The following is an 11,463-nucleotide window of genomic DNA, read 5'->3' on the forward strand; positions in this document are numbered from 1 at the left end:
CAACACGAACGAGTACGCGGCTGCGCGGGCTCCATGGTTCCGAATGCGACCACTGGATGCAAGGGCAGATGCACGTGCACGCGCCTGACCTGTCCGCCCCCGTGCCTAATCTGTGCATAAGTCATCCACAGGTTCCGGGAAACTTCCGGGAAACTTCGGGGCGCCGACCCCGGAATCCGCCCGCGCCGCACCGCGGGTGCCCGGAACTCGCCGCCTTTCCGTAATCGAATGTGTACGCGCTGAAGCGTTTGGTGGCAGAATCCGGGGCTCGACGGGGGCTCGACACCGTAAAGGGGAGGCTGAGAGCCGTGACCGCAGGCGAATCGAGCGGAACGAGCGGGAGTGTGGTGCGGCGCATCCTGCTGGGCTCCCAGTTGAGGCGGTTGCGCGAGTCGCGCGGGATCACCCGCGAGGCGGCCGGCTATTCCATCCGCGCGTCCGAATCCAAGATCAGTCGTATGGAGTTGGGACGGGTGAGCTTCAAGGCCAGGGACGTCGAAGATCTGCTCACGCTGTACGGGGTCGGGGACGAGGCGGAGCGTGGTTCGCTCCTCGGGCTCGCCCGCGAGGCCAACATCGCGGGCTGGTGGCACAGTTACGGCGACGTCCTGCCGGGCTGGTTCCAGACGTACATCGGCCTGGAGGGCTCCGCCTCCCTCATCCGCGTCTACGAAGTGCAGTTCGTCCACGGCCTGTTGCAGACCGAGGCGTACGCCCAGGCCGTCGTCAGCCGGGGCATGCCCGGCGCCCCGAGCGCCGAGATCGACCGTCGGGTCGCCCTGCGCCTCGAACGGCAGAAGGTCCTCGTCTCCGAGCGCGCCCCTCAGTTCCACGCCGTCCTGGACGAGGCCGCGCTGCGCCGCCCCTACGGTGACCGGGGCGTCATGCAGGGCCAGTTGAGGCACCTCATCGAGATGTCCGAGCACCCGGGCGTCACGCTCCAGGTCATGCCCTTCAGTTTCGGCGGCCACGCGGGCGAGAGCGGCGCCTTCACGATGCTGCGCTTCCCCGAGTCCGACCTGTCCGACCTCGTCTACCTGGAGCAGCTGACCAGCGCCCTGTACCTCGACAAGCGCGAGGAGGTCGCCCAGTACGAGCGGGTGATGGAGCGGCTCCAGAAGGACGGGCCGGATCCGGCCGAAAGTCGTGACCTTCTCCGGGGCATCCTTCAACTCACCTGACACATCAGTACGATGACGTGACATCAGTTCCGACGTCACTTCTGTCATCCGTGCAGAGGTAGAGCGGGTAGAGGGGTCTCGATCCATGTCGCACTTCACCGACCTGGCCCACCAGTACATCGACGGCGAGTGGAAGCCGGGCAGCGGCTCGTGGGACATCATCGACTTCAACCCGTACACCGGGGAGAAGCTCGCGTCGATCACCGTCGCCACCGCCGGTGAGGTCGACCGCGCCTACCGGGCGGCCGAGCGCGCCCAGACCGAGTGGGCCGAGACCAACCCGTACGCCCGCCGCCTCGTCTTCGAGCGAGCGCTGCGGATCATCGAGGACCGCGAGGAGGAGATCGCCGAGACGATCGTCGCCGAGCTCGGCGGCACCCGTCTCAAGGCGGCCTTCGAGCTGCACCTCGCCAAGGAGTTCCTGCGCGAGGCGGTGCAGCTCGCGCTGCGCCCCGAGGGCCGGATCCTGCCGTCGCCGGTCGACGGCAAGGAGAACCGCGTCTACCGCGTCCCGGTCGGCGTCGTCGGAGTCATCTCCCCGTTCAACTTCCCCTTCCTCCTCTCGATCAAGTCGGTCGCGCCCGCGCTCGCGCTCGGCAACGCGGTCGTCCTCAAGCCTCACCAGAACACCCCGATCTGCGGCGGCACCCTCGTCGCCAAGGTGTTCGAGGAGGCCGGTCTGCCGGCCGGTCTGCTCAACGTCGTGGTCACCGACATCGCCGAGATCGGCGACGCGCTCCTGACCCACCCGGTCCCGAAGGTCATCTCCTTCACCGGCTCCGACAAGGTCGGCCGTCACGTCGCCACGGTCTGCGCGCAGAACTTCAAGCACGCCGTCCTCGAACTCGGCGGCAACAGCGCCCTGATCGTCCTCGACGACGCCGACGTCGACTACGCGGTGGACGCGGCCGTCTTCAGCCGCTTCGTGCACCAGGGCCAGGTCTGCATGGCGGCCAACCGCATCCTGGTGGACCGCACGCTTGAGGAGGAGTTCACCGAGAAGTTCGTGGCGAAGGTGAAGACCCTGCGCGTCGGCGACCCGGCCGACCCCGCCACCCACATCGGTCCGCTCATCAACTCCCAGCAGGCCGAAGCCGTCTCCTCGCTCGTCGACCAGACGGTCGCGGCCGGTGCGACCGCGCTCCTGCACGGCACGGTGGACGGCAACCTCGTCTCCCCCTCGGTCCTCACCGGCTTCGCGCCGGACGCCCCCATCCTGGGTCAGGAGATCTTCGGCCCGGTGGCCCTGATCGTCCCCTTCGACGGCGAGGAGGAGGCCGTACGGATCGCCAACGACACTCCGTACGGGCTCAGCGGCGCCGTCCACACGGCGGACGTCGAGCGGGGCGTACGGATCGCCAAGCGCATCCACACCGGCATGATCCACATCAACGACGGCACCGTGCACGACGAGCCGATCGTGCCCTTCGGCGGCGAGAAGCACTCGGGCATCGGACGGCTCAACGGCGACGCGATGGTGGACGTGTTCACCACCCAGAAGTGGATCTCGATCCAGCACGGCCGGAGCCGGTTCCCCTTCTGATCCCTCTTTAGGACCCGGGCTGTCCGCAAGCCTCCGTAGCGTGGTCGGTGTCGAGAAGGTCCACGGACACGGACACGGATCCGGCCACGGACACGGACGTACGGAAGGCGGACAGCATGGTTGCCCTTGTTCCCACGGAGGCCCACGGTGACGAGCGCGGCGCGCTCCTCAACTTCATCGAGGCCCAGCGTGCCGCGATCCGCCGCTCGCTCCTCGGTCTCACCGAGGAGCAGGCGGCGAGCCGGCCCAGCGCCAGCGAGCTGAGCCTCTCCGGCCTGCTCAAGCACGTCGCCGAGGTCGAGCTGAACTGGCTCCGGCTGGCGCAGCGGCGGCCGAACGAGCGACAGCGCACCCAGGAGACCTGGGGCGACGCCTTCCGGCTCGTGGGCGAGGAGACGATCCCGGAGATCACGGAGTTCTGGGCGGGCGTGGCGAAGGAGACCGAGGACTTCGTCCGCTCCGTGCCGGACCTGGACGACACCTTCCCGCTGCCGGAGGCGCCGTGGTTCCCGAAGGACGGCCGGGTGTCGGTCCGCTGGATGCTGCTGCACCTCGTCCAGGAGGCGGGGAGGCACGCCGGCCACGCGGACATCATCCGCGAGTCCCTGGACGGCAAGGGCTCCTTCGACCTGATCGCGGAGGAGCAGGGGCGGTGAGCCCCCGCGCGCGTACCCTGGTCAAAATTGACTAGGAGGTACGTGGGATGTCGGCGATCCGTCTTCTCGTCCTGGGCGCGGTCAAGCAGCACGGCCGCGCCCACGGCTACCAGGTGCGCAACGACCTGGAGTACTGGGGCGCGCACGAGTGGTCCCACGCCAAGCCCGGCTCGATCTACCACGCGCTGAAGCAGATGGCCAAGCAGGGACTGCTGCACGCGTACGAGGTGGCGCCGAGCACGGTGGGCGGGCCGCCGCGCGTCGAGTACGAGCTGACGGACCTCGGCACGGAGGAGTACTTCACGCTGCTGCGCGAGGCGCTGACCACGTACGACCAGAAGATGGACGTCCTGTCGGCGGGCATCGGCTTCATCGTGGACCTGCCCCGCGCGGAGGCGGCGGAGCTGCTGCGCCGGCGGGTGCGGGCGCTCGACGAGTGGCGGGCGGCGGTCACCGAGTACTACACGCCGGAGGGCGGCCCCGGCCAGCTCGGGCACATCGGCGAGATCATGCACCTGTGGGTCCATTCGGCCGACGCGGGCAAGGAGTGGACGCTCGGTCTGATCGAGCGGATCGAGGGCGGGGCGTACGTGTTCGCGGGCGAGGGGGAGCCCTTCGTGGGCGTACTCGCCGAGGGCCAGGAGAACCCGTTCGCGGCCGGGCGGCCGGAGTCGACGGCAGGGGTCGAGCCGACGGATTCCGTCGAGTAATCAAGGTTGACTAGAAGCCCGGGAGGGCATACCTTCCTCCGTCGGCGGCAAGTGGTCAAATTTGACTAAGGCTTTTTCGGGAGGAATCGGAAATGGACAGGGACGCGATCCTCGTAGAGGGCGCCCGCAAGCGGTACGGCGAGAAGGACGCCCTCGCAGGCCTCGACCTCACCGTCGGACGCGGCACCGTCCACGGCCTGCTCGGCCCCAACGGCGCCGGCAAGACCACGACGGTACGGATCCTGGCGACCCTGCTGCGCCACGACGAGGGCCTGGTGCGGGTGGCGGGGCACGACGTACGGACCGAGGCCCGGGAGGTACGGCGGCGGATCGGGCTGCTCGGACAGCACGCGGCCCTCGACGAGGAGCTGGGGGGCAGGCAGAACCTGGAGATGTTCGGCAGGCTCCACCAGCTGGGCGCGCGCCGCGCCGGGATCCGGGCCGACGAGCTCCTGGAGCGCTTCGGCCTCGCCGACACCGGCCGCAAGCCCGTCAAGCAGTTCAGTGGTGGCATGCGGCGGCGGCTCGACCTGGCCGCCTCGCTGATCACGGAGCCCGAGGTGCTCTTCCTCGACGAACCGACGACCGGTCTCGACCCCCGGGGCCGCGGCGAGGTCTGGGAGTCGGTGCGGTCCCTCGTCGGCGGCGGCACCACGGTGCTGCTCACCACCCAGTACCTGGAGGAGGCCGACCAGCTCGCCGACCGGATCTCGGTCGTGGACCAGGGCAGGGTCGTGGCGGACGGCACGGCCGACGAGCTCAAGGCGCGCGTCGGCGTGGACCGCATCGACGTGGTCGTACGGGACGCGGCGCGGCTCGAAGAGGCGGCCGGGCTGCTGCCCGCGGCGCGGGCCGAGGTCGGCGTGGACGCCGACCGACGGCGGCTCAGCGCGCCGGTGGCGGACCGGATGGCCTCGCTCACCGCGACCGTACGGGCCCTGGGGGAGGCCGGGATCGAGGCGGAGGACATCGCCCTGCGGCGGCCGACGCTCGACGAGGTCTTCCTGCATCTGACCGACGGGGAACCGGGCCGGGACGCGTCCCGGCGGAAGGAGGTGGCGGCATGAGCGCGGCCTACGTGGTGAGCGACTGCTGGACGATGACCCGCCGGGAGCTGGCGCACTGGGCACGGCAGCCGGTGCAGGTCCTGGTCGGGCTCGTGTTTCCGGTGATGATGCTGCTGATGTTCGGCTACCTGGTCGGCGGCGGGCGGAGCGTCGAGGGTGACTACGTCGACTTCCTGGTGCCCGGGATGCTCACCCTGACCATGGTGTTCGGGCTCGAAGGCACCATGACGGCGGTGACGCAGGACCTGAACAAGGGCGTGATCGACCGGTTCCGCTCGATGCCGATGACCGACGGGGCGGTGCTGGTGGGGCGGTCCGCCGCCGACATGCTCCAGTCGACGGTCGGGCTCCTCGTGATGGTCGGGGTCGGCTACGCGATCGGCTGGCGGGCGAACGGGGGTCTCGGAAGCACCCTGGGGGCGCTGGGGCTGCTGCTCCTGCTGCGCTTCGCGATGCTGTGGATCGGGATCTTCCTCGCGCTGGTCGCGGGGCGGGCCGAGCTGGTGCAGGCGGTGCAGATCCTCGTATGGCCGATCGGTTTCCTGTCCAACGCCTTCGCGTCGCCGGACTCGATGCCGGGCTGGCTCGGCACGTTCGTCGAGTGGAACCCGATGTCGGCGACGGCGACGGCGGTCCGTGAGCTCTTCGGGAACCCGGGCGGCGAACCAGGGCAGGTCTGGGCGGCGGTGGTGTGGCCCGTGGTGCTCCTGGTGCTCTTCTTCCCGCTCGCGGTACGGAGGTTCGGGCGGCTGGGGAAGTAGCGGCGCGGAGGAGGGAACCCGGGGGCGGCGAGCGGTGTATTGAAAGCAGCGGTTCACCGCGGACCGCCCCGGGGAGGACAGGGGGACGTGCGATGCGCAGGCCGGTGGGTGTGGCGGCGGGCGCCGTCGTGGCGGCGCTGGTGACGGTGTTGGCGTTGGTGGTACTGGCGGGGTGCACGGGTAAGGGGACGGGAGCGGGGACGGGGGCGGGTTCGGGGGCCTCGGGTTCGTCGGGTGCCCAGGGGGGTTCGGGTCCCTCCGGTTCGGCGGCTTCCGCGTCGCCGGGGGCGTTCGGGGCGCCGTCGCGGATACCGTCCGCGCCGGGGCTGCCCGGTGAGGCGCACAGCCTGGGCCTCGCGCGGGACGGCAGCGGGTTCGCGCTGCTCGCCGAGTGCGTGAGCGACCCTGCGGCGCCGGAGACCGGCTTCTGCCGACAGCACGTGGCCGTGCGGGACGCCGGGGCGAAGGAGTGGGTGCTGCGGAAGTCCCCGCTGCCCCGGACCACGGGGACGGACGGCATCTCGGCCCACCTGCTCGCGCTCGGGCCGGGCCGGGCGCTCGTCGAGGACGGGGGCGTCGAGCCCCCGGGCGGGCGGCACTGGTTCACCCGGGACGGCGGCCGCACCTGGAGGGCGGTGGACCGGCGTACGGTCGGGACGACCCCGGAGATACCCGCGGGCGCGGTGCTCACCACCGACTGCGCCTCGCCCCCCGGGGGCCATCCCGACGCGTGCGAGCGGGAGCGTCTCGTGGTCGTCTCGCCCGAGGACGGGCGGCGCCGGGCGCTGGCCAGGGTGCCGCTGCTCGGGGCGCACCCCCTGCCCGCGGGGCAGCCGGAGCCCGACGGGTCCTGGTGGGTCTCCGGCACGGACCCGCTGTCGGGGCGGGCGGCGGTCGCCGTCTCCCGGGACGGGGGGCGCGCCTGGACAGTCGGCCGGCTGCCGAGTCCGCCTGCCACCGGCCCTGGGTGGTACACGTCGGTCGTGGTGGGCCCGGACGCGGTGTACGCGGCGGAGATGGGGGAGCTGACGGGCGGTGAGCCCGTCAAGAACCCGATGCGGGCGCTGCACAGGTCTCTGGACGGCGGCAGGACGTGGCAGCGGATGTGGACCACGGGCCCGACCGCTCAGCCGCGTACGCTCCTGGGCCTGCCGGTCCCGGGGCCCGGCGGCCGCGTCGAGATAGGCGGGGAGCAGGGGGGCTACCGCAGCCTGGACGGCGGCCGTACCTTCGTCCGGCTCGACGAGGGAGGCCACTACACCCGCCGCACCCCGCTCGGTCTGCTGCGTGAGTCGTCGAGCTGCCGGTACGAGCTGACCCGCGACGGGGTGCGGTGGTCGGAGTTCGGTCTGGCCTGTGAGAACCGGGCGTCCTGACCGGTCAGTGGTGGAAGGAGGTCGCCGCGCTCTTGTCGTGGGTGAAGGGGCTCGACTGGCGCCGTAGTTCGGGCAGCAGCCGGTTCAGGTCCTCGACGAGGAGCCCGGCCAGGTCGGCCGAGAAGCCGTTGCGGCAGACCACGCGCAGGACGGACAGGTCCTCGCGGTCGGCGGGGAAGGTGTAGGCGGGGACCAGCCAGCCCCGTTCGCGCAGCCGCCGTGACACGTCGAAGACGTCGAACGAGGTGACGTCGGGAGCGGTGGTGAAGGCGAAGACGGGCAGTTGGTCGCCGCGGGTGAGGAGCCGGAAGTCGCCCATGGCCTCGATGCGTTCGGCGAGGCCCCGGGCGATGTCCCGGGAGGTCTGTTGCACAGCCCGGTAGCCCTCCCGGCCGAGCCTGAGGAAGGTGTAGTACTGCGCGACGACCTGGGCGCCCGGCCGGGAGAAGTTGAGGGCGAAGGTGGGCATGTCGCCGCCCAGGTAGTTGACGCGGAAGACGAGTTCCTCGGGCAGTTCCGCGGGTGAGCGCCACAGGGCCCAGCCGACGCCCGGGTAGACCAGGCCGTACTTGTGACCGGAGGTGTTGATGGAGGCGACGCGGGGGAGCCGGAAGTCCCACACCAGGTCTTCGTCGAGGAAGGGGGCGACCATGGCGCCGGAGGCGCCGTCGACGTGGACGGGGATGTCGAGACCGGTCCGTTCCTGGAGCGCGTCCAGAGCGGCGCAGATCTCGGCGACCGGTTCGTAGGAGCCGTCGAAGGTGGAGCCGAGGACGGCGACGACTCCGATGGTGTTCTCGTCGCAGAGCGCGGCGGCGGACTCGGCGTCGAGGTGGAAGCGGTCGCCCTCCATGGGGACGAGCCGGGCCTCGACCTCCCAGAAGTTGCAGAACTTCTCCCAGCACACCTGGACGTTGACGCCCATCACCAGGTTGGGGCGGGCCGAGCCCGGATAGCGGTCGGCGTTCCGCTGGGCCCAGCGGCGCTTGAGGGCCATGCCGGCGAGCATGCAGGCCTCGCTGGAGCCGGTGGTGGAGCAGCCGACGGCCGTGGCCGGGTCCGGGGCGTTCCACAGGTCGGCGAGCATGGCCACGCATCGGCGCTCCAGTTCGGCGGTGCGCGGGTACTCGTCCTTGTCGATCATGTTCTTGTCGCGGCACTCGGCCATCAGCACCGCGGCCTGGGGCTCCATCCAGGTGGTGACGAAGGTGGCGAGGTTGAGCCGGGAGTTGCCGTCGAGCATCAGCTCGTCGTGGACGAGCTGATAGGCGCTCGCCGGGGGCAGGGGGCCGTCGGGCAGCCGGTGGTGGGGCGGGGCCTCGGTCATGCCGCCGACCGGGTCGGCCTCCCCGAAGAAGGGGTTGAGCGCGAGCCGTCGTTCCGGCTGGGAGGGTGAGGCGGCGGGACCCTGGTGCAGCGGCATGGGAACTCCTTCGGTCCGGTGGGGCGGGGTCGGCGCGGGGAGAGGGCTCAGCGCAGGGCGTGGCCCTGCTTGTCGAGTTCGAGCTGGGGGCGGCCGGTGACGATCAGCCAGGCGGGGAGGGAGGCGAGGCAGAGCAGGGCGAGCATCGCGGGGGAGGCGGCGAGGGCGGCGCCGGTGAAGAGGCTGATCCAGCCCTGCCGGGTGGTGGCGAGCAGGACGCCGAGGACCGCGGAGGAGACGGCGACCGCCGGATGGACCTCGGGGACGAGGGCCTGGGCGAGGAGCCCGAAGGCGGCGCCGATGAAGACGGCGGGGAAGATCCGGCCGCCCCGGAAGCCGCACGAGGCGGCGACGAGGAGGGCGAGGAGTTTGATCACGGCGAACTTGGCGAGCTCGCCGGAGGACCAGGCGCCGATCGAGGCGGTGAGTTCCTTGACCTCCTGCAGGCCCTTGAAGAGGGTCAGCTGCCCGCCGAGGGCCCCCAGGAGGCCGAGGACGAGGCCGCCGAGGGGCAGCATCACCATCGGGTGGCGCAGGCGTTGGAAGGCGGCGTGGACGTAGGGGAACAGATAGCAGGCGGCGAGGCCGAAGACGGCGGCGGCGGAGGCGATCACGAGCGCGGCGAGGAGGTCGCCCCAGCCGGGGTCGGTGAGGGGCGGGAGGCCCAGGTCGAAGCTGGGGTCGGCGAGGAGCTGGGTGGTCATCGCGCCGGCGCCGGCGGCGACGAGCGGGGCGAAGAGCCGGTCCCAGAGGGAGCCGGGCCCCGGCTGCGCCGTGAGGGCCTCGGAGATCACGAGGGCGGCGGCGACGGGGGTGCCGAAGAGGGCGCCGATGGTGGCGGCCGTGGCGAGGGAGACCCAGACGGCGCCCGGCATCGCGGGAGCGGCCTTGCGGCCGAGCCAGTAGGCGAGGGCGATGTTGCACGCGATGATGGGGTTCTCGGGGCCGAGGCTGACGCCGCCGGCGAGCCCGAGCGCGCTCGCGAGCAGCAGTCCCGGTACGACCACGGGAGCGAGCGGCGCTCCGCCGAGGCCCTCGGAGGCCGGGTCGGGACCGGCGTGCCCGGGCACCTTCCAGATGACCAGGCCCACGGCGATGCCGGTCGCCGTGAGCATGGTGATGATCCAGAGGGAGGAGTAGCCGCCGATGCCGAGGGCGTCCGGCAGGTCGTCCCAGAGGACCTCCTGGAACTCCTCCGAGAGCGCGGTGATCCCGAGGAACAACAGGCCCGCCCCGACCCCGACCACGAGCGCGGGAAGCACCAGCGGCAGGAGGACCCGCAGCGGGGCCTCGTGGGAGGAGGGTGACGACGGGGGCGGAGCATGATCGGTAGCCACCGCCCCACCATAAGTGGATGAATGCCGCGTAACATCCCGAAACCGTCACCGAACGGACGTGCACCTCACGACACGTCAGGCCGCCACACGAACCGGACCGGCCCCGAAGAGCCGCCCGCCGGCCGCCCGCCGGGACCGCTCGCCGATCCGCCGAGCCCGGCTCAGGCGCGTGGCGCGATGACCACGGCCGTGCCGTACGCGCACACCTCCGTTCCCACGTCCGCCGCCTCCGTCACGTCGAAGCGGAACATCAGCACGGCGTTCGCGCCGCGTGCCTGAGCCTGTTCCACCAGGCGTTCCATCGCCTGGTTCCGGGTCTCCACCAGGGTCTTCGTCAGGCCCTTCAGCTCCCCGCCGATCATCGACTTCAGACCGGCGCCGATCTGACTGCCCAGATGGCGGGAGCGGACGGTGAGGCCGAAGACCTCGCCGATCACCTGCCGGACCTCGAACCCCGGCACGTCGTTCGTCGTCACGACCAGCACGTCGGGATGCGGCCCCTGGCCGCCTCCGTACTCCTCGATGCCCATTGGCATACACCTCCTGACCCCCCAGCCTCAGGGGCGGGCGGCCCGTCCGCATCCGGTAGGCCCCGGGTGGAACCGGGCGCGTTCCCCTCGCGTTGATAGCTTGGGGCCAGCCCGTCCCCCATGCCCCCACCGACCGCAGGAGCCCGGAACCCGTGAACACGCTTGCCCTCGGACCGAGCTGGCTGGACCCGGACTATCTGATCCAGACCTTTGGTCTGATCGGTGTCCTCGTCATCGTCTTCGCCGAGTCCGGACTCCTCATCGGGTTCTTCCTGCCCGGCGACTCGCTGCTCTTCACCACCGGCCTGCTCGTCACCACAGGAAAGCTCGACCAGCCGCTGTGGATGGTCTGCACCCTGATCGTGGCCGCCGCGATCATCGGCGACCAGGTCGGCTACCTCTTCGGCCGGAAGGTGGGCCCGGCCCTCTTCAAGCGGCCCGACTCGAAGCTCTTCAAGCAGGAGAACGTCGAGAAGGCCCACGAGTTCTTCGAGAAGCACGGCCCGAAGTCGCTGATCCTGGCCCGCTTCGTCCCCATCGTGCGGACGTTCACGCCGATCATCGCCGGCGTCAGCCGCATGAACTACCGCTCGTTCATCACGTTCAACATCATCGGCGGCGTGCTGTGGGGCGCGGGCGTGACCCTGCTCGGCGCCTCCCTCGGCAAGATCGACTTCGTGCACAAGCACATCGAGATGATCCTGATCGGCATCGTCCTGATCTCCGTGGTCCCGATCGTGATCGAGTTCCTCAGGGCCCGCTCCCAGTCCAAGAAGGAGCAGGCGCGGGGCGACCACGACGCCCCCGGCACCCCCAACCCGCAGAACCCCCAGAACCCCCAGAACCCGCGCGGACGCCACGCCAAGCGCTGAGGCCGAG

General features: G+C 71.0%; 11 protein-coding genes. 8 read left to right on the forward strand and 3 right to left on the reverse strand.

All coding sequences use genetic code 11. The features are described from left to right. Positions 1 to 308: 308 nt before the first annotated feature. The 7 genes from ACIA8N_RS31855 to ACIA8N_RS31885 all read left to right on the forward strand — a co-directional run bounded on the left by ACIA8N_RS31855 (position 309) and on the right by ACIA8N_RS31885 (position 7,294). On the forward strand, positions 309 to 1,181 hold the full coding sequence (locus ACIA8N_RS31855; protein WP_365784970.1) for a helix-turn-helix transcriptional regulator: 873 nt from the start codon (positions 309 to 311) through the stop codon (positions 1,179 to 1,181). An 85-nt stretch (positions 1,182 to 1,266) separates the two neighbouring features. Then, positions 1,267 to 2,724 (forward strand): aldehyde dehydrogenase family protein, encoded by a 1,458-nt coding sequence (locus tag ACIA8N_RS31860; protein ID WP_365784968.1) that lies wholly within the window; start codon positions 1,267 to 1,269, stop codon positions 2,722 to 2,724. Positions 2,725 to 2,840: 116 nt separating this feature from the next. Next, positions 2,841 to 3,380, forward strand: coding sequence for a DinB family protein (locus ACIA8N_RS31865; protein WP_365784966.1), 540 nt, complete (start codon positions 2,841 to 2,843; stop codon positions 3,378 to 3,380). Between the two features lie 47 nt (positions 3,381 to 3,427). Beyond that, entirely contained in the window at positions 3,428 to 4,090 is a 663-nt protein-coding gene (locus ACIA8N_RS31870; protein WP_365784964.1) for a PadR family transcriptional regulator, read from the forward strand. 92 nt (positions 4,091 to 4,182) lie between these two features. Then, positions 4,183 to 5,157, forward strand: a complete 975-nt coding sequence (locus ACIA8N_RS31875) for an ATP-binding cassette domain-containing protein (RefSeq protein WP_365784962.1) — start codon at positions 4,183 to 4,185, stop codon at positions 5,155 to 5,157. Further along, complete coding sequence (locus tag ACIA8N_RS31880; protein ID WP_359205631.1) at positions 5,154 to 5,918, forward strand: ABC transporter permease; 765 nt, start codon at positions 5,154 to 5,156, stop codon at positions 5,916 to 5,918. The genes ACIA8N_RS31875 and ACIA8N_RS31880 overlap by 4 nt, the downstream gene beginning before the upstream one ends. Before the next feature lie 92 nt (positions 5,919 to 6,010). After that, a complete protein-coding gene (locus tag ACIA8N_RS31885; protein WP_365784959.1) occupies positions 6,011 to 7,294 on the forward strand; it encodes a sialidase family protein in 1,284 nt (427 codons plus the stop codon). 4 nt (positions 7,295 to 7,298) lie between these two features. Here ACIA8N_RS31885 and ACIA8N_RS31890 read toward each other — a convergent pair whose 3' ends face one another. From ACIA8N_RS31890 to ACIA8N_RS31900, 3 genes are all read right to left on the reverse strand, one after another. Beyond that, positions 7,299 to 8,717 (reverse strand): glutamate decarboxylase, encoded by a 1,419-nt coding sequence (locus ACIA8N_RS31890; RefSeq protein WP_365784957.1) that lies wholly within the window; start codon positions 8,715 to 8,717, stop codon positions 7,299 to 7,301. A 47-nt stretch (positions 8,718 to 8,764) separates the two neighbouring features. After that, complete coding sequence (locus tag ACIA8N_RS31895) at positions 8,765 to 10,054, reverse strand: ion channel protein (RefSeq protein ID WP_365784955.1); 1,290 nt, start codon at positions 10,052 to 10,054, stop codon at positions 8,765 to 8,767. 161 nt (positions 10,055 to 10,215) lie between these two features. Next, a complete protein-coding gene (locus ACIA8N_RS31900; RefSeq protein WP_030554503.1) occupies positions 10,216 to 10,584 on the reverse strand; it encodes a YbjQ family protein in 369 nt (122 codons plus the stop codon). Between the two features lie 152 nt (positions 10,585 to 10,736). Between ACIA8N_RS31900 and ACIA8N_RS31905 the strand changes: the two genes are divergently transcribed. Continuing rightward, positions 10,737 to 11,456 carry a VTT domain-containing protein gene (locus tag ACIA8N_RS31905; RefSeq protein WP_365784953.1) on the forward strand — a complete coding sequence of 240 codons (720 nt, stop codon included), beginning with the start codon at positions 10,737 to 10,739 and terminating at the stop codon, positions 11,454 to 11,456. Positions 11,457 to 11,463: the final 7 nt, after the last annotated feature.

Origin of the sequence: Streptomyces sp. NPDC051822 (genome assembly GCF_044452745.1) — a bacterium.
Lineage (GTDB): Bacteria > Actinomycetota > Actinomycetes > Streptomycetales > Streptomycetaceae > Streptomyces.

What these genes read in the sequence shown, in the direction of transcription:
- ACIA8N_RS31885 (WP_365784959.1), top strand. Translation starts at nt 6,011, where the DNA reads ATGCGCAGGCCGGTGGGTGTGGCGGCGGGCGCCGTCGTGGCGGCGCTG.
- ACIA8N_RS31880 (WP_359205631.1), top strand. Translation starts at nt 5,154, where the DNA reads ATGAGCGCGGCCTACGTGGTGAGCGACTGCTGGACGATGACCCGCCGG.
- ACIA8N_RS31865 (WP_365784966.1), top strand. Translation starts at nt 2,841, where the DNA reads ATGGTTGCCCTTGTTCCCACGGAGGCCCACGGTGACGAGCGCGGCGCG.
- ACIA8N_RS31860 (WP_365784968.1), top strand. Translation starts at nt 1,267, where the DNA reads ATGTCGCACTTCACCGACCTGGCCCACCAGTACATCGACGGCGAGTGG.
- ACIA8N_RS31890 (WP_365784957.1), bottom strand. Translation starts at nt 8,717, where the DNA reads ATGCCGCTGCACCAGGGTCCCGCCGCCTCACCCTCCCAGCCGGAACGA.
- ACIA8N_RS31870 (WP_365784964.1), top strand. Translation starts at nt 3,428, where the DNA reads ATGTCGGCGATCCGTCTTCTCGTCCTGGGCGCGGTCAAGCAGCACGGC.
- ACIA8N_RS31875 (WP_365784962.1), top strand. Translation starts at nt 4,183, where the DNA reads ATGGACAGGGACGCGATCCTCGTAGAGGGCGCCCGCAAGCGGTACGGC.
- ACIA8N_RS31900 (WP_030554503.1), bottom strand. Translation starts at nt 10,584, where the DNA reads ATGGGCATCGAGGAGTACGGAGGCGGCCAGGGGCCGCATCCCGACGTG.